Below are 16938 nucleotides of genomic sequence, written 5' to 3'. Positions count from 1 at the left end.
ATCAGGAAGTAGTAGTTTTTTTATTAGTCTTGATTTCTTTGTTTTGGGTATCTAAGCCATTTTCGTTGAGCTCTGCCATAATCGTAGCACGATCTACAATTCCTGCCAAGCTGCTGTCATCTTCAATTACAGCGATAGGGTATTTGGCTTCAATAGCTTTGGGAAGTAATTGATTGATGGGGGTTTCTGGTCCACAGACTTCAATATCTGAAATAATAATTTCCTGGAGGTCCTTAACTCCGTCTTCCTTCAACTTAATGGCGTCATCTATCTTAACAATGCCTTTTAGATATCGGTTTTCATCAACTACATACGTTGTAGAAACCCCTGTTTTTTCCATATTTCGGATAGCAACGGATGGACCGTCTTTAGGAACCTGAACGGTTGGGGCTTTCCGCATGATGGCCTGCGCCGTAATGATCTTTGTTCGATCTACATTCTGTACAAAAGCTCTCACATAGTCATCAGCGGGGTTGGTAAGAATTTCTTCCGGCGTTCCCACCTGAACCACATATCCGTCTTTCATGATGGCGATGCGGTCTCCGATTTTAAGCGCTTCATCCAAATCATGCGTAATAAATACGACCGTTTTATGAACTTCAGCCTGTAGCTCCAGCAGTTCGTCCTGCATATCGGCGCGAATGAGAGGGTCGAGGGCGCTGAATGCTTCATCCATCAGCAGGATTTCGGGGTCATTAGCCAAAGCCCTTGCCAATCCGACCCGCTGTTGCATTCCGCCACTGAGTTCATCAGGCTTCTGTTCTTCATATCCTTTTAATCCAACCTTCTCAATGGCTTCGTAGGCTTTTTTCTTACGTTGATCTTTATCCATCCCACTGATTTCCAGCCCGTATTGCACATTTTCTGAAACGGTGCGATGGGGAAATAAGCCAAAGTTCTGAAACACCATCGACATTTTTTTGCGGCGCATTTCCAGTAATCTCTCCTTATCTACCTCGGTAATATCTTCGTTGCCAATCATTACCTGACCTTTGGTAGGTTCTATGAGCCGGTTCAGGCACCGCAGCACGGTGGACTTCCCACTTCCGGAAAGCCCCATGATCACAAACATCTCTTTCTCTTTAACCTTAAAGCTGGCATTATTGATACCGATGGTATTTCCTGTTTTGTTCAGGATTTCATCTTTGGATTTACCTTTTTCTATTAACGGGAAGGCTTTTTCAGGATTCTTCCCAAAAATTTTAAACAGGTTTTTAACGGTTATAGCGGCCATATCTCCTTCGTTCAATTATAATTGAGTTATATGATGTCCGGGACCTCCTCAAAAGGGAATATGCTTCCGTTTTCAGGACATCCCGCATCAAGCAGGATGTATGTTAATACTACCGTTTAGAAGTAGTACCCAATATTAATGTTGAACCGGGTGTTCCAGCGGGCGTCATTTACACCTTGTCCAAGACCCGTTCCGAAATTGTCGGTAATCCATGGCTGATTACTGCCTCTGGCAATGTCAAAGTAGGTATATACATTTCCGGCAGAGAGCAGGAAGCCAACCACATGTTGATGGGCATCGTAAAAACCGTCGATGTTTTTCTGAAAGTAGGAGTAGTCGTTATAGAAGTTCAGGTTTGTGATGGGGCCCCAGTCCACATCATAGCTGTAGCTTAACCCGGCAGAGTAGATGTTCATTGCTGTAGCCACCGAATATGGAGTACCGTATGCACCCATATTTACGATATCAACACTCTGCCCGCTGTTATTTTGGGCATCCATTCCATAATTGATAAACTGCCCTTTGAAGTTCCAGTTGCCATAATCTATATCTGTGTGGGCAGCCAATGCGTAGCGGGAAGAAGTTTCGTTCAGTGCTTGGTTCCAGATTTGCCCAACTTCACCACTTGCACCAAACTCAATGCTTCCCTGTTCGATATCAATGGTTCGGGTAACACGCAGATTCAGTTGATTCCGTTCGTAGTTGGTTTGATTTCCGGCAGGAACTATATCATAGGAATATCGTCCTGAGCCCCCAAAACCAAACGATCCGCTACCGCCGGCCGGACCTGCTGGTTCGGGCTGAAAGAAGTATGCGGCCATTAAGTCCCAGTTATCAGCTGTATGGGTATATTTCAGTCCCATGTCATGATCATCTTCCAAGCCTACATAATAAGGCCCCTGAAACCACCAGTTATGCGAGTTATACTGCAAATTCCCGAAAGGCACCTGAGTAACACCTATCTGAAGGTTATTCTTTTCGTTAAAGTCGTAACCCAACCAACCCTGTTTTACAAAATGAGTATTAAAGGTAGGGTAGAAGCGGTACTCAAAATTAAGTTTCACTCCATTCTTCTCGGCGTTAACATTCAGCCGCCAGGTATCCCATGTAAACTGTGCATCATTGTTGTTGATGGTGCCGTCTTCATAATCGGTTAGCAGTACGTTATATCGTACAGCACCTCCTACCGATAACGAAGATTCATCTTCTTGCGCAAAAGCGAATGTTGAGAAGAACAATAGAAATGTTGTGACAAGAACGCTTAGTTTTTTCATGATTAGCTCTGAAAATTTAATTTAGTTACCATTACGTAATTAGATGAAAGAAACTCAGCCTGAAGCATTAGGCGAGAACACCATGAAGTTTTGTAGCAGTTAACTTCATTTATCAGGTGTTTTGATTTTTGGTGGATTAAAAAATCCAACGGATGAACCACCTTAAGATAAAAGGCTGAGACGCTATTGCAAACGCTGTTTGTCAGACTAATTATATTAAATCATCGACCTAAGCACAGCAACTAAGAAATATTAAAAGTTGGATAGCGTACAAAATACTCCGTCCGCTATCATAAAGGATAAGAAATTGAAAACGTTCAGAATTTTAACACTTGTTTTTTTATTTATAATGGCGGTCGGATTACCGGATATAAATGCACAGATTTTTACTCCACAAACAGAGTTCACCCATCAGGATAGCCTAAGGGGTTCCATTACAGAAGAGCGGAAATGGTGGGACCTGACATATTATCACCTGACAGTAGATGTGAACATTGCAGACAGTTCCATTTCCGGTTCCAACAAAGTACAGTATAAAGTACTGAAGCCTTACCAAACCATGCAGATTGATCTGCAGCCACCGATGGAAATCAATAAGGTAATCCAGGCCGGTAAATCGCTGGACTACCGCCGGGATGGAAATGCTTATTTTATAGTGCTCACCAAAAACCAAAAAACCGGAGACGTAAATGAGCTTGTTGTTCATTTTTCAGGAAAACCGAAAGTTGCTGTTCGTCCACCCTGGGATGGCGGTTTTACCTGGACTCAGGACAGTAATGGGCGTCCGTTTGTAGCTACTTCAAATCAGGGGATTGGTGCCAGTATATGGTGGCCCAACAAAGATCATCCCTATGATGAAGTGGATAGCCTGCTGATCAGTGTAAATGCCCCGGATTCACTCATGGATGTGTCGAACGGGAGATTGAGAGGTGTTGATGAACATCAGAACGGAACCAAAACCTGGAATTGGTTTGTGTCTAACCCCATCAACAGCTATGGAGTAAATATAAATATTGGTGATTATGTGCATTTCGGGGAAGAATACGAAGGGGAAAAAGGAATCCTGGATTTGGATTATTATGTACTCCGGGAAAACCTGGAGAAAGCCAAAAAGCAGTTCAAGCAGGTTAAGCCCATGATGGATGCCTTTGAATATTGGTTTGGTCCTTACCCGTTTTATGAAGACGGTTTTAAACTGGTGGAAGTTCCTTATCTGGGAATGGAACACCAAAGCTCGGTTACCTATGGAAATAAATACCAAAACGGATATTTAGGCCGGGATTTAAGCGGATCGGGCTGGGGTTTGAAATTCGACTTCATCATCATTCATGAAACGGGACATGAGTGGTTTGCCAATAATATCACCTATGCCGATGTAGCTGATATGTGGATTCATGAAGGATTCACCAATTACTCAGAAAGCCTGTACCTGGATTATCACTATGGTGAACAAGCAGCCAATGAGTATGTACAAGGGCTCAGACTCGGAATTCAAAATAACAGTCCGTTGATTGGGGTTTATGGGGTGCATCACGAAGGGTCGGGTGATATGTATAACAAAGGCGGGAACCTGTTGCATACGTTACGGCAGGTAGCGGACAATGATTCTCTATGGCGGGAAACCTTGCGGGGGTTGAACCGGGAATTCTACCACCAAACCGTAACTACCACTCACATTGAGAATTATATCAGCGATAAATTAGGCATGGATTTAGATTCCGTCTTTGATCAGTATCTGCGGGATATTCGAATTCCTGCCCTCGAGTATGCTTTTCGGAAGAACACGCTGATGTATAGATGGGGGAATACAGTAGCCGGATTTAACCTGCCGGTAGATGTAACAATCAACGGTGAAAAGCTAAGGCTGGAACCCGGTACAGGATGGAAGACAGTAGCCCTGGAATCCAATGAGTCATACACACTTACAGTTGATCCAAATTACTATGTGGGAAGTTTTAATCTGCTTGGGAATTAAAAAGGTTCAGGGCAAACCTGAACCTCTTTATAAACGATCTGACTGTTAGTCTCCGACGGGTGTAAACCTCGTGACTAAATGTTGAACAGGAGCGGCTGTGCGCAGGTAAGCGTAAATGGCTTTCAACTCCTCTTCCGACATTTGGGCGTACATAGTCCAGGGCATGGCTGTGTTAAATTCTCCGGCAGCAACTTCATGATACTCAAAAGTGGAGTCAGCATATACTTTAAATCGGTTTACAAACTGCTCCTCTGTCCATGTTCCTATACCTGTTTCAATATCCGGAGTAATGTTCGCCGTCCTGACAATACTGCCGTCTTCCATTGGGAATTCCATCCCCCCTGCAAGGGTCATTCCCGGAATAGGAGCTCCTTGCTCCATTGGGGTGTGGCAATCCATACAGCTGGCTGCAGTTACCAGGTACTTCCCCCAGCTTACGGGATCAGTTGTGGCTGGTTGATTATCAGAAAGTTCGGTCTCAGCAGGTATGGTATTTATGATGAAATTCATAGGGAAAAAAGATTCTGATGCAGGTACTTCATTTTCAATCGGCTTTAGTGTACGCAGGTAAGCGATAATTGAATAAACATCCTCTTTGCTCATTTTTGCATAATTCGGGTAAGGCATAATCGGAAATAGAGCCCGTCCGTCTTTGCTTACGCCTTCGGTTATTGCCCGGTAAATTTCCCCATCCGACCAGCCGCCAAGGTTGGCGGGAGTCAGGTTAGGGGCATAATAATTTCCCGGAAAACCTTCTTCAGTACCAAAACGGGTTCCACCGGCGGCAAACATGTTCTTATCAAGAGGGTGTGTGAATTTTGATTTTTCCTGCGGCGAGTGGCAATGGGTGCAAACCATTACGTTATTGGCAAGATGTCGTCCCCGCTCGATTCTTTCCGCAGTCTGTTCAATCTGAATTTCTGGCGCAGGTCCAACATTCGGGAGAGCCGTAGAGACATAAATCAATAAACCAGCCAGTCCGACAATTACGATTAGAAACAATGCTCCCAATGCAAGTAATAACTTTTTCATAGTATTTCATTTGTAGTTAGAGAAGCTTTGGTACCCCTTATTTTCTTTAAACCCAAAAGCCCCATAGGATTGAGACTAATTTGCATAAAAAAAGGGTGATTTTCTACTATGCGGAAAAGTGTGGAAAAATATGCTAAAGCAGGAAGGTAATATGCCTTCCATCGATGTCTAACCGGCCGAATCCAAATTCAGATTTCATCCAGGTGAGCGTATCGGGATGGTAGAAGATGACATGGGTCTCATCACTTTTATAATACCAGCTGTGGAAATCGATATCGTCGGTATAAATATCAGTTTTGAGGAAAAGCCCACCGCCCGGCTTTAGCATATTTCTAAGCTTGGTGAATTCCTTATGAGGATGGTGAAAATGCTCCATTACTTCGCAGCTGACGATGTAATCATAATTTAAATCCAGAACGGAAGGATTATTGTCAAAAAACGGGTCAAATGTATTGACGGAATACCCTTGGTCGGTGAGCATTTTGGTAATTACAGGTCCCGTACCCGAACCAAAGTCCAGCCCCAAAGAATCGGGGGGGAATTTTTCGGTAATCTTTTCCACTAAAGGCGACACAAACTCCTGATAACGCGGATCTTCCACGTCATTATCGTGGCTTTCATACCTGAAAATCTCTTCTTCAGGAGTTGGGTAATCTTCAGTATCCATGAGAACCGCCCGGCAGTAGGTGCACCGGTGATATTTCCGGTCTTCATTCTCGTAATGATAAAACGGTTCTGTTTCAGATGAGCAGAGCGTACACAGCATAGATTCTTTTTGAGGGAAGGTAGGAGTTACGCTCAACAGATGTTAAGCTCTATCTGGGGTACCAGTTTTTCAGTCGTACTTCGATATCTTTGTTTCCTGTATCCACCAGCTTTTTGAATTCCTGAATGTCCTGCCCGCGGTGGTGGTAGGGGTATATGATTGCCGGTTCAAAATCCAAAACGGCATCGGAGGCCTGGTTAATATCCATGGTGTACGGCAGGTTCATGCATACAAATGCGATGTCTATGCCCTGGAGATTTCGCATTTCGGGGATTCCTTCCGTATCACCGGAAACATAAACATCCTTTCCCCCCATGGTAAGCACATATCCATTACCCCAGCCTTTAGCGTGGCGGGCACCTTCTTCGGGAAGATTATACATAGGTACTGCCCGGATGGTAATACCTTCATATTCCATGGTTTCACCATTGGCAATCACTGTTGTCTGGCCAAGGAATTCTTCCGGCATTTGATCAGCCACAGCTTGTGGAACATAGAATGAAGCGCTTTCAGTATCGAGGCTGGCCAGTGTTTCGGGACTGAGGTGATCGCCATGCGGATGAGTGATAAGGATGATATCAGGAGCAGGTTTGTCATCATATAATCCGGCTTGTCCCCAGGGATCTATATATACCGTTTGTCCGTTCCACTCAAAAATTATCGAACCGTGCAATATAGGATGAATGACCAGTTCTCCTTCATCGGTTTCAATTCGGTCGGGATTATTATTTAGCTGAGCCAAAGCAGTAGTAATAGTTAAAAATCCTAAAACGATAGAAATGAAAAAGGTACGAAGCATAGCTGGGTATTAGTTCTGGGTTGAAAGTGTAACTCTGATAAATGACGGATCATTCAACCATCATTTGGTACATGCCGCTATGTTGGATATCCGCCACCGATATAATTACGGAGGGAATCAATCTCTGATTTCTGATGAGCAATCACGGTTTTTACAACGTCACCTATAGAAATTACCCCCACTACTTGCTCGTTCTCAACAACAGGCAGATGCCGGATTTTCTTCTCAGTCATAAGCTGCATGCACAAATTGACAGTATCTTTGGGCTCAACTCGGATGACGTCCCTGGTCATGATATCCTGCACTTCCGTAGTCTTGGAGGTTCTGCCCTCAAGAATTACCCGGTTCCTGTAATCGCGCTCTGATATTATTCCCTTTAATTTAGAATCTTCCATCACCAGTAATGCTCCGACATTGTATTCAGCCATTTTGGCGATGGCATCAAATACAGTGGAATCCGGCTTTACAGAAAATATGTCTCTTCCTTTTTGATTTAAGATCTCTTTTACCTGCATAATCCAAACCTCCCTTATTATAATTGGCTGTTTCTCTAATAAAAGGATTTTTTGGAGATTTGCAAGCGGAAAGGAAGTTACATGCGTTCTGTGTTCCTGAGCCAACTAAACATTTTTTCAAAAGCGTGCTTTCGCACTCCCGCCCCCGAAAGAAAAACATCGTGCATGGCGCCTTTCACTTCGGCCAGGGTAACATTGTCTCCTAATTTTTCCCCATACTTTTTTATGTGCTCCACATTCAGAACCATGTCTGTTTTCAGGATGTTTTCGTTCCAGCTTTGGTTGCGGCTGGATTTATCTGAGTGAAGAATCAGAATCGGAATTTTGATCGGGGAATGACGGCGGAGATTTTTCTGAGCTTGATGCATGGCGGTAACCCATTTCAGATAGGCGGGAAATCCCCGTAGCGGTTTCCAGTCGGTATTGTAATCCCATTCTCCGTGTTTTTTGCTGGAAATACTGGCTCCGTACAAATGAGAAAATGGTTTCTTCAGGGAAGCGTATGGCTTGAAATTTGAAATCAAACGCGCAGCGGGAAAAAGAATAGCACGTTGCCAGAGACTGAGGTTGAACTGTAGAAAAGGGGAATTCAGAATCAATTTGTCTATGCATTGCCGGTTTTCGCCTTCGTTCAGGTAAAGGCTACCGGTTAGTCCGCCCGTGGAATGCCCTAATAAGATGATTTCACTATTATTTTCAGATTGTATGAATTCCAGGGCCCGGTCAATCTCGGGGAAATACTCTTTTACTGACCGGCAGTAATTCGGAGTTTGATGTGGAAGTAAAGAGCGGCCGTGTTTCCTTAAATCCAGGGCATAAAAGTTGAAACCTTGTTTATGAAAAGCCTCAGCCACGTGCGCCTGGAAAAAATAGTCGCTCAATCCATGGATATATAAAATGGAAGGCCGTGAAGCATCATGCTTCGGAGATTCCATAAGGGTTGCTATTACTTTTCCTTCATAGTCTTCTCCTAAATCGAATGTATGTTCCGAAAAATCCCCGAGTTCCATATTGATTAAAGAATTTTCTTTACCCGCCCGATTTGTCCATCAGTTAATCTGACTTTAATGCCATGCGGATGTGTGGCCGAATTCGTCAGGATATTTTGCACCTCACCGTTGGTGACTTTTCCACTTCGTTGGTCTTTCTTTAGCACAATTCCAACCTGCATGCCGGGTCGGACATTAGCTCTGTATTTTCCATCCATATTTTTTATGAAAGAGATTTCCGTTTGTTGATTACAAGACTAACACAAATTCGGAGACGAATGTTTAGTGTTATAAAAATAATTCAAAATTTTCTTTTGTTTAGAACGGTAAATCTGTTTGGGATTTTCTGACTTAGACGCTATATACAAATCATGAACAACCCACTTAAAAAGTATTTTGGTCCCAGTACGCTGGTAGCTGCCGCCTTTATTGGCCCCGGAACGGTTACAGTATGTACTTTAGCCGGGGTTAGATCAGGATATGTATTACTTTGGGCGCTTCTATTCTCTGTGATTGCTACCATTGTTTTACAGGAAATGACCGGGCGTTTGGGTATCATTACCCGCAAAGGGTTTGGAGAAGCCATCCGGGAACAGATTGGAAATCCGGTAATCAGAATATCGGCCATTATCCTGGTTTTCAGTGCCATTGTAATTGGTAATGTAGCGTATGAGGGGGGGAATATATCCGGAGCCGTATTGGGTTGGGAGGAGCTTTTTGCCGGATTTGATGTAACGGTGAACGGTTCTGTTATACGTCTCAGCTCTTTAATCATAGGTGTTGTCGCTTTCCTATTATTGTATTCCGGAAACTTTAAACGAATTGTGACTGTAATGACCGCGCTTGTGGGCGTAATGAGTATTGTATTTGTAAGCACCGCAATTGTTATACAACCGGATATAACGGCTATCTTAAAAGGGCTGTTTATTCCCACAGCATCCGCTGATGAATTGCTGACGGTGATTGCCTTAATTGGAACCACGGTGGTCCCATATAATCTATTTTTGCACGCCTCAACCGTTCAGGAAAGGTATTCAAGTTACTCGCAGCTATCGGAAATGAGAGTAGAAAATGCCGTGGGTATTATTTTAGGAGGGCTGATTTCGATGTGTATTGTCATTACCAGTGCCGCTGCAGCCGATGGGTCGCTGGCTCAGGTAAACAGTGCGGCCGATATGGCTCAGCAACTGGAACCTGTGCTGGGTACCTGGGCAAAATCGTTTATGGCAATCGGACTTTTTGCCGCGGGTATCACTTCGGCTGTAACCGCCCCCCTTGCAGCTGCCTATGCTGCGAAGGGTATGTTTGGCTGGAAAGCCGATCTAAAGGACTTTAAGTTCAGAGTGGTATGGATGCTGGTGCTTTTTACAGGCATGGTGTTTTCCGCTTTTAGTATTAACCCGGTTAAACTCATCGAATTCGCTCAGATAGCAAATGGAATCACACTGCCGGTGATTGCTGTTTTCTTATTGTACATCATGAATAAGCCACTGCTGCTTGGAACCAACTCCAATTCGACCCGACAAAATATACTTGGAGTAGTTGTGATTTTAGTCACTATCCTGGTCGGGTTCAGAAGTTTGAATTCTGTATTTAATTTCTTTTAGCTATGATTAAGCAAATTGATTTGAATTGTGATTTGGGTGAATTCTACGGCATGTACGATGAGCGCCGAGATTCTAAAATCATGCCTTATATTTCGAGCTGTAATATAGCTTGTGGTTTTCACTCGGGTGATCCCGTCACAATTTCAAAAACCATTGAATTAGCTTTGCAACATGAGGTGGCAGTAGGGGCACACCCTTCGTATCCGGACTTGCAGGGATTTGGCCGGCGCATTATGAACCTTTCGGCCGAGGAACTGGAGGCATGTATTCTGTATCAGGTGTCGGCCTTGAAGGGGATGACGGAATCGCTGGGAGGCAAGCTTCATCATGTTAAACCACACGGTGCTTTATATAATCACGCCGCCAAAGATGAAGAAGTTGCTCTGGTTATAGCTAAAGCTCTTGTTCAGATTCAGAATGATATGATGATTTATGCCCCTGCCGAATCCAAACTGGCGGAAGTGGCTGAAGATGTAGGGCTGGAAGTACGAAGTGAAGTTTTTGCTGACCGGCAATATGAAGACGACCTGAGCTTACGGTCAAGATCTTTGGAAGGAGCCGTTCTTCACGAAAAGAAGTCCGTTTTAAAACAAATGGCTTCTTTTCTGGATGGAGTAGTGCACACCCAGGGCGGACTTGACCTCCCCATCACGGCTGAAACTGTTTGCTTGCACAGCGACACTGAAGGAGCAGCAGAATTAGCTAAAGAAATCCACGATTTTTTGGAGAAACATGAGGTCGAGATTACTTCAGCTTAAGAACAGCAGCTGGGCGGTTTCAGCCCTTGGGGAACAAGCACTTCTCATAAAGCCGAAGCAGGATGAAGTTTCTCTACAGCTTATTCACGAATCATGCAGAATAATTGGTGAATCATCTATTCCCGGTGTTGTCGATATCATACCGGCTTATGAAAGTATTGCTGTTATTTATGACAGGGTGCTGAATGATCTTGACAGTGAGATCGAAATACTTTTAAAAGCCTTCCAATATTTTTCGGCAGAAAACCATTCACCCCAAAAACATGTGATACCCGTCTGCTATGAATTAGGCCTCGACTGGGAGGAGGTTGAAAGTCACACCGGAATGAAAAGAGACAGGATTATTCAAATTCATTTAGCAGGAGCCTATACTGTAGCCATGATGGGATTTCTTCCCGGTTTCTTATACTTGTCGGGCTTAAATGAGGAGATAGCTTGTTCCCGAAAGCAGGAGCCTCGGAGTCAAATTCCGGCCGGATCGATTGGCATTGGTGGAAAGCAGACGGGGGTGTACTCGTTGGAAAGTCCCGGTGGCTGGCAAATCATTGGCCGAACGCCTCTTTCTTTTTTTGATGTACGGAAAGACCCGCCAACTGTGGTAAGGGCAGGAGATCAGGTAGTTTTTGAACGCATCCGGGAAAAAGAATTTTCCGCACAAAGAGGAGATACCTAATGGGCAGCCTGGAAGTGATAGACGGTGGATTATTAACTACTGTTCAGGATGAAGGGCGATTCGGGTACCGCCAGTACGGAGTGCCTGTTTCAGGTGCGATGGATGATTACGCCTACCGGTTAGTGAATCAACTGGTTGGGAATGCGGGCGATATGCCGGTATTGGAAATGACCCTGAATGGGGGAAGATATCGGTTTAAAACAGACTCAATCATAGCCATAGCCGGAGCTGATATGCACCCCACAATAAATGATGAGGATGTTTCACTGAATACTCCATTAAAAATTGAGTCAGGTGATGTTATCTCATTCGATTACTGCCAAAAAGGATGCAGAAGTTACCTTGCAATTCGTGGTCAATTGGATATCAGGAAAGTGTTGGGCTCCAGTTCAACCTATATAACCGGAAAATTCGGTGGATTTGAAGGACGTGCTTTAAAAAAAGGGGATGTACTTTCGTGGATTGAAGAAAAGGGAGGTTATAATCCGGAAAAAGTATCCGAAAAACGGTTCCCTTATTACTCATCAAAAGTAGAATTACGAATTATTGAAGGCCCGGAGTGGAGCTGGTTGTCCCAAAATCAAAAAGAACAATTTCTGAATACTGAATTTGACGTTAGCCCTGACAGTAACCGAATGGGGGTACGATTAAAAGGGAGCTCTATCCAACCTGTAGGTCGGCAGATGGTTTCGGGGCCGGTTATTCCCGGAATGATACAGCTCCCCGAAAACGGACACCCTATTATAATCATGAAAGACGGACAAGCGGTGGGAGGGTACCCAAGAATTGCTAAGATAGCAGATGCTGATTTGTGGAGAGCCGGTCAGTTATGGTCGGGGGTACAGCTAACATTCAGTAAAATCGACAGAGAAGAGGCCAACCGATTGAGTAATTATCATATAGAAGTACTCAGTTAAGAGCGATTTTTAAAAGTTTAGGAAATTTGTACAACCCGATGACAACTCGCATTTATTGAGAAGTTATAGCAACCATTTCAAAGTTCAGGCCGGTTATTCATATAAAGCTAATTGTTGGTGAAAAAAATAAGACCAAAGAAGCAGCCACCGTAAATAAACCCGCTTTCTGTTTAAATCTTTTCTTAATATACCGATAACGAGAATGCCGGTATATGGTACCCATACTTACATCAATAAAAGGAAGGTCGGCATTTACCAAGACTTAGGTTAGTTACTTTGAAGGATTTAGTTGAAAAATACAGGCTTTTAGGCTCTTTTTTGATCGGTGTAGTATTGAGTTTTTTTGTTATTCTGATTTGGTTTGGGAATCAAAAGAGTATAGAACAAAGCCAAAAAAATAAAGTTAGGGAAACAGCTAAGCTTGTTACGCATCAGTTTAAAAGTGCTGTACACGACAACATTAATACGCTTCTGAATTTAAAAAGCCGGTTGGAAATAACCGATGGTACATACTTCGATTTTTGGGAGTATGATGCCGGGCATATAATAAACCAGGATTCCTCTTTCTTGTTGGTTGAATGGATCGACAGCAGCATGGTTATCAGAAAAGTTGAACCGCTGGAACCTAATAAGAATGCTATTGGTCTCGATATTTCCAAGCTGGATTACAGGCGTATCGATTGGCTTCAGGCCAGACAGGATTCTTTAGTTAACATCACACATTGGCTTAAACTGGTGCAGGGGCCCAATGCTTTTTTGGTGGATGCCCCGGTTTATTACGACGGTGTTTTCCAAGGTACAATTAGCGCAGGGATGGATTTTAATCCACGTTTTGATCTGATTATGCAGGGATTGGATCAGTACTTAGTGAAAATTTATGATCATAAAGGAACGTTGTTTTATCAACATGGCGACAGCTCAGTAGCATCCAGCCTGAAAGGATTTTCAGCAGAGGAGAAAATCACTTTAGAGGGAACAAATAAAGATTTTTGGAAAGTCAGCGTATTTCCGAATACTATTTTTGAGGCTGAGAACAATTCGGATGGTTTTTTTCTGAACATTGCTCTGGGAATAATCCTCTCGGTAGTTATTTCGGTTCTTTTCTATTTCATGCAAACGGCATTTATAGCTCAAAAATCTTTCAGGCAGGCAAATGATAAAATCCGGGCTTTTATTGATTCATCACCAATGGCTATTTATACAATCGATACCGATGGGATAGTACGCGATTTTTGGAATAAGGCAGCAGAGGATATGTTAGGCTGGACCCAGGAAGAGGCAATTGGACATTTCTTACCGCACGTTGGAGAGGAGATGAAAGGTGAATTTAAACAGTTGATGTCTGTTAACCTGAAAGAAAAGGAAGTCAAGAATAAGGAGATCATAAGATATCGAAAAGATGGATCTCTGATTCAAATGCGTCTAAGTGCCAGCCAGATTATCGGCAATGGAAGTGAGAAAAAGCAAATGCTGATTATAGCAGAGGATATAACAAATGAAGTTGAGTATAAGAAGCAGCTGGAAAATTCCGTGCATGAAAAAGAGGTGCTGCTTTCGGAAGTTCACCACCGGGTAAAGAACAATTTAGCCATCATAGCCGGTTTAATAGAACTTCAAAAAGAAGGGCTCTCCGACGAAAACCTAAAGCTTATTTTGAGGGAAACTCAAAACCGGATTTACTCCATTTCAGGCGTACATGAGTTGCTCTATAATACCGACAGTTTTACCGAAATTACCTTTGGGGAATATGCTGTTAAACTAATTGACAGAATCCGGGGTATGTTCGACAGCCCGGGTAAAAATGTGGTTATTGAGCACAAGTTTGATTCCCGGCGCCTTAATATAAATCAGGCTATACCATTGGGTTTGTTGGTAAACGAACTGATTACGAATTCTTTTAAACATGCTTTTAATGATCGGAACGAAGGAAGGATATACATCAGTCTGGAAGAAAAAGAGGATCTTATACAGGTAGTTTATGAGGATGACGGACAAGGATTTGATGAAAACCTATTTGATCAATCTAATACACTTGGGGTAACACTTATCAAAACGTTGGTCGACCAGCTTAATGCAAAATACAATATTGAGTCGGATAGCGGATTCAGGTTTGCCTTTTCGTTCAAGATAACCGGCCGGGGTGCTCATTCCAATTTGTAATTCAGGTGAGTTTACTGAGGTCAAATCCTGATTCGATGCCTCCCATTTTTGATTTTAAACCATATGATGGTTTGCCAAATTGGTAACTATCTCTCCTGAAACAGCACATAAACAAGATGACTTTGATGCAGGGCTAAAAAGGAATCAGTATCATATTTCCAGGTATTGACACTGACTTTCAAACTGATCAAGATGAAGGAAAAGCACTGCTTTGTACTAGTCACGCTTTTGAGTAAAGTGAACCTCATCAACAGGTTTTTGCTAACTGTAATTATAGGTTTTACCAGTTGTACTGCCAATAATTACGAGCAAGCCGAATGGCAATTCACCAAAATCGATTCCGACTTCACCGCTCAACGAGCAAGCACCGGGGGAATTAGCCTGATTGATATAGACGGCGATTACGATCTGGATGTGTATGTGTCGAATGGCTATGATGTCAGCTCAGGTGATCCTCAGCCACAGAAGAACCGCTTATATATAAATGATGGTGATGGAAATCTGAAACCGGAAGAGTCTTCCATACTCAGTAATGATGAGATGTTTTCGTCAGGAAGTGCCTGGGCAGACGTCAACAACGATGGATTGGTTGATGTGTTCATAGCTAACCAACGATCGCAGGATAACGCTCTTTTCCTGAATATGGGGAATGGTGATTTCAAGCAGGTTGAAAACTCTGTGGTTGGTAATGATGGCGGACATTCTTACTCGGCAAACTGGTCTGATATCGACAATGACGGCGATCTGGATCTGTATGTAGCGAATGGGGGAATAAGTCATCAGCAAGCGGACTTCCTTTATGAGAATAACGGTGATGAGACGTTCACAAAAGTTCAAAATACTCCCATCACCAGAGACACACTTTCAACGGTTGGGGGATTATGGAGAGATTTTAACGGGGATAACCTGCCGGACCTTTACGCATCGTACAGGCTTCAAAAAGATCGGATTTATTTTAATAATGGTGGCTGGGAGTTTGATGAATACACCCTGGATGCACCCGGGACAGAAAGATATTCTTTCCCAAAAAGTGCCGGAACTGCCGGAGATGTAGACAATGACGGAGATATCGACATATATCAAACTTCAATGATGGGCGGGGCAAATTTTTTGTTTATTAATAATGGAAAAGGTGAATTTGAGTTTATGGAATCCGGTAGGTTGACTTCAGCCGGAGGTCATACTTATGGAGCTTTGATCACAGATTTTGATAATGATGGTTTACCTGATGTAGTTGCTGCCAATTGGGGGAGTTCAGTAAATTTGTTCAGAAATCAGGATGGTCGGTTTGTACCAGAATCAAATACCGCTTTTTCCGAGAGGGTATTTTATGCATCCACCATAATCACCGGTGATATAGATGGGGATGGAAAACAAGACATCCTCATTCCTCAATGGCCCAATACAAAAGGGGATTACGAAAGAAACGAATGGTATCAAAATAGCGCAAAGAAAACAGGAAATTGGCTGAAAATAAAGCTTAGAGGCACACAGTCGAACAGCTCCGGTATCGGAGCTAAAATAGAGGTTACATGTGAAGAAGGAAGCGAAATAGTAAATCAAACAAGAATCGTTTCCTCACAGCAGACGTGGAGATCTCAGGGCGGACTTATACAACAAATAGGCTTAGGAAATTGCTCTGCAGTAAAAGAAGTTTTGGTGAGATGGCCTTCCGCAAGGGAAAGTATTATGGATGAAATACCGGTCAACCAGCTGCTGGAAATTACCGAACCGGATTAGATGTAATTTCATGGAATCGAATGGTAATAAAGCACGTGATGTATCTCTGAGAAAATTTTGCCCTCAGGATTTAAAAACATTGCTCTACATTTTCAGGCTGAATGTGCCTGAATACTTTGAAGCCGGAGAAGAAACGGATTTCAGAAATTATCTTCAGCTTAATTCTGACACCTATTACACCATTCTTAGCAATGGGTTAATTGCAGGGGGAGCAGGTTACAGAATCAATAAGGAGGAAGAAACAGGTTCCATTACCTGGATATTTTTACATCCTGATTATACCGGGGAGGGCATTGGTAAATACAGTGCAAAGTTCTTGTTGGGTATTCTTCAAAACCATGAAAATGTAAAATTTTTGCGAGCGGATACATCACAACATGGTTATAAATTTTTTGGTTCTCTGGGCTTTAGCATGGTAAAGAAAAAGAAAGATTTCTGGGGCAGGGGATTAGACCTCTACCGAATGGAAATGATGAATACTGAACCAAATAAATGACCA

Annotated in this window: 16 protein-coding genes; 8 read left to right on the top strand and 8 right to left on the bottom strand. The window is 43.0% G+C overall.

The annotated features are described in order from the left end of the window. Window position 1 precedes the first annotated feature (1 nt). Together ABFW99_RS10465 and ABFW99_RS10460 are read right to left on the bottom strand one after the other, a co-directional pair. Window positions 2–1234, bottom strand: coding sequence for a quaternary amine ABC transporter ATP-binding protein (locus ABFW99_RS10465; protein ID WP_349353502.1), 1233 nt, complete (start codon window positions 1232–1234; stop codon window positions 2–4). 116 nt (window positions 1235–1350) lie between these two features. Further along, window positions 1351–2508 (bottom strand): hypothetical protein, encoded by a 1158-nt coding sequence (locus tag ABFW99_RS10460; protein ID WP_349353444.1) that lies wholly within the window; start codon window positions 2506–2508, stop codon window positions 1351–1353. Between the two features lie 349 nt (window positions 2509–2857). Between ABFW99_RS10460 and ABFW99_RS10455 the strand changes: the two genes are divergently transcribed. Further along, the gene (locus ABFW99_RS10455; RefSeq protein ID WP_349353443.1) at window positions 2858–4483 is read left to right on the top strand and encodes a M1 family metallopeptidase; all 1626 of its coding nucleotides are present in this window, start codon (window positions 2858–2860) and stop codon (window positions 4481–4483) included. Between the two features lie 45 nt (window positions 4484–4528). Here the strand turns inward: ABFW99_RS10455 and ABFW99_RS10450 are convergent, their stop codons facing one another. From ABFW99_RS10450 to ABFW99_RS10425, 6 genes are all read right to left on the bottom strand, one after another. Beyond that, window positions 4529–5515: a c-type cytochrome gene (locus tag ABFW99_RS10450; protein WP_349353442.1), complete on the bottom strand. Its 987-nt coding sequence runs from the start codon at window positions 5513–5515 to the stop codon at window positions 4529–4531. Between the two features lie 133 nt (window positions 5516–5648). Beyond that, entirely contained in the window at window positions 5649–6281 is a 633-nt protein-coding gene (locus tag ABFW99_RS10445; RefSeq protein WP_440707495.1) for a class I SAM-dependent methyltransferase, read from the bottom strand. A 49-nt stretch (window positions 6282–6330) separates the two neighbouring features. Continuing rightward, the gene (locus ABFW99_RS10440) at window positions 6331–7080 is read right to left on the bottom strand and encodes an MBL fold metallo-hydrolase (protein ID WP_349353440.1); all 750 of its coding nucleotides are present in this window, start codon (window positions 7078–7080) and stop codon (window positions 6331–6333) included. Window positions 7081–7157: 77 nt separating this feature from the next. Next, a complete protein-coding gene (locus ABFW99_RS10435; protein WP_349353439.1) occupies window positions 7158–7595 on the bottom strand; it encodes a CBS domain-containing protein in 438 nt (145 codons plus the stop codon). 77 nt (window positions 7596–7672) lie between these two features. Beyond that, window positions 7673–8605: an alpha/beta hydrolase gene (locus ABFW99_RS10430; RefSeq protein ID WP_349353438.1), complete on the bottom strand. Its 933-nt coding sequence runs from the start codon at window positions 8603–8605 to the stop codon at window positions 7673–7675. 5 nt (window positions 8606–8610) lie between these two features. Then, on the bottom strand, window positions 8611–8802 hold the full coding sequence (locus ABFW99_RS10425; protein WP_349353437.1) for a YwbE family protein: 192 nt from the start codon (window positions 8800–8802) through the stop codon (window positions 8611–8613). A 153-nt stretch (window positions 8803–8955) separates the two neighbouring features. Between ABFW99_RS10425 and ABFW99_RS10420 the strand changes: the two genes are divergently transcribed. From ABFW99_RS10420 to ABFW99_RS10390, 7 genes are all read left to right on the top strand, one after another. Next, a complete protein-coding gene (locus ABFW99_RS10420; RefSeq protein ID WP_349353436.1) occupies window positions 8956–10191 on the top strand; it encodes an Nramp family divalent metal transporter in 1236 nt (411 codons plus the stop codon). Between the two features lie 2 nt (window positions 10192–10193). After that, window positions 10194–10949, top strand: coding sequence for a LamB/YcsF family protein (locus ABFW99_RS10415; protein WP_349353435.1), 756 nt, complete (start codon window positions 10194–10196; stop codon window positions 10947–10949). Beyond that, window positions 10924–11622 carry a 5-oxoprolinase subunit PxpB gene (gene pxpB / locus ABFW99_RS10410; RefSeq protein WP_349353434.1) on the top strand — a complete coding sequence of 233 codons (699 nt, stop codon included), beginning with the start codon at window positions 10924–10926 and terminating at the stop codon, window positions 11620–11622. The genes ABFW99_RS10415 and pxpB overlap by 26 nt, the downstream gene beginning before the upstream one ends. Beyond that, window positions 11622–12539: a biotin-dependent carboxyltransferase family protein gene (locus ABFW99_RS10405; protein ID WP_349353433.1), complete on the top strand. Its 918-nt coding sequence runs from the start codon at window positions 11622–11624 to the stop codon at window positions 12537–12539. Before pxpB ends, ABFW99_RS10405 begins: the two co-directional genes overlap by 1 nt. 276 nt (window positions 12540–12815) lie before the next feature. Next, window positions 12816–14699 (top strand): histidine kinase dimerization/phosphoacceptor domain -containing protein, encoded by a 1884-nt coding sequence (locus ABFW99_RS10400; RefSeq protein ID WP_349353432.1) that lies wholly within the window; start codon window positions 12816–12818, stop codon window positions 14697–14699. Window positions 14700–14891: 192 nt separating this feature from the next. Beyond that, window positions 14892–16439: a CRTAC1 family protein gene (locus ABFW99_RS10395; RefSeq protein ID WP_349353431.1), complete on the top strand. Its 1548-nt coding sequence runs from the start codon at window positions 14892–14894 to the stop codon at window positions 16437–16439. Window positions 16440–16449: 10 nt separating this feature from the next. Next, window positions 16450–16935: a GNAT family N-acetyltransferase gene (locus tag ABFW99_RS10390; protein WP_349353430.1), complete on the top strand. Its 486-nt coding sequence runs from the start codon at window positions 16450–16452 to the stop codon at window positions 16933–16935. Window positions 16936–16938: the final 3 nt, after the last annotated feature.

Source organism: Gracilimonas sp. BCB1 (genome assembly GCF_040117685.2).
GTDB lineage: Bacteria > Bacteroidota > Rhodothermia > Balneolales > Balneolaceae > Gracilimonas.
Note: the sequence above shows the minus strand (reverse complement) of the source record. Positions and strands in the feature narration are given on the sequence as shown.

Excerpts from the sequence above, each read along its gene's own strand:
- ABFW99_RS10465 (WP_349353502.1), bottom strand. The coding sequence starts at position 1,234 with ATGGCCGCTATAACCGTTAAAAACCTGTTTAAAATTTTTGGGAAGAAT.
- ABFW99_RS10460 (WP_349353444.1), bottom strand. The coding sequence starts at position 2,508 with ATGAAAAAACTAAGCGTTCTTGTCACAACATTTCTATTGTTCTTCTCA.
- ABFW99_RS10455 (WP_349353443.1), top strand. The coding sequence starts at position 2,858 with ATGGCGGTCGGATTACCGGATATAAATGCACAGATTTTTACTCCACAA.
- ABFW99_RS10450 (WP_349353442.1), bottom strand. The coding sequence starts at position 5,515 with ATGAAAAAGTTATTACTTGCATTGGGAGCATTGTTTCTAATCGTAATT.
- ABFW99_RS10445 (WP_440707495.1), bottom strand. The coding sequence starts at position 6,281 with ATGCTGTGTACGCTCTGCTCATCTGAAACAGAACCGTTTTATCATTAC.
- ABFW99_RS10440 (WP_349353440.1), bottom strand. The coding sequence starts at position 7,080 with ATGCTTCGTACCTTTTTCATTTCTATCGTTTTAGGATTTTTAACTATT.
- ABFW99_RS10435 (WP_349353439.1), bottom strand. The coding sequence starts at position 7,595 with ATGCAGGTAAAAGAGATCTTAAATCAAAAAGGAAGAGACATATTTTCT.
- ABFW99_RS10430 (WP_349353438.1), bottom strand. The coding sequence starts at position 8,605 with ATGGAACTCGGGGATTTTTCGGAACATACATTCGATTTAGGAGAAGAC.
- ABFW99_RS10425 (WP_349353437.1), bottom strand. The coding sequence starts at position 8,802 with ATGGATGGAAAATACAGAGCTAATGTCCGACCCGGCATGCAGGTTGGA.
- ABFW99_RS10420 (WP_349353436.1), top strand. The coding sequence starts at position 8,956 with ATGAACAACCCACTTAAAAAGTATTTTGGTCCCAGTACGCTGGTAGCT.
- ABFW99_RS10415 (WP_349353435.1), top strand. The coding sequence starts at position 10,194 with ATGATTAAGCAAATTGATTTGAATTGTGATTTGGGTGAATTCTACGGC.
- pxpB (WP_349353434.1), top strand. The coding sequence starts at position 10,924 with ATGAGGTCGAGATTACTTCAGCTTAAGAACAGCAGCTGGGCGGTTTCA.
- ABFW99_RS10405 (WP_349353433.1), top strand. The coding sequence starts at position 11,622 with ATGGGCAGCCTGGAAGTGATAGACGGTGGATTATTAACTACTGTTCAG.
- ABFW99_RS10395 (WP_349353431.1), top strand. The coding sequence starts at position 14,892 with ATGAAGGAAAAGCACTGCTTTGTACTAGTCACGCTTTTGAGTAAAGTG.
- ABFW99_RS10390 (WP_349353430.1), top strand. The coding sequence starts at position 16,450 with ATGGAATCGAATGGTAATAAAGCACGTGATGTATCTCTGAGAAAATTT.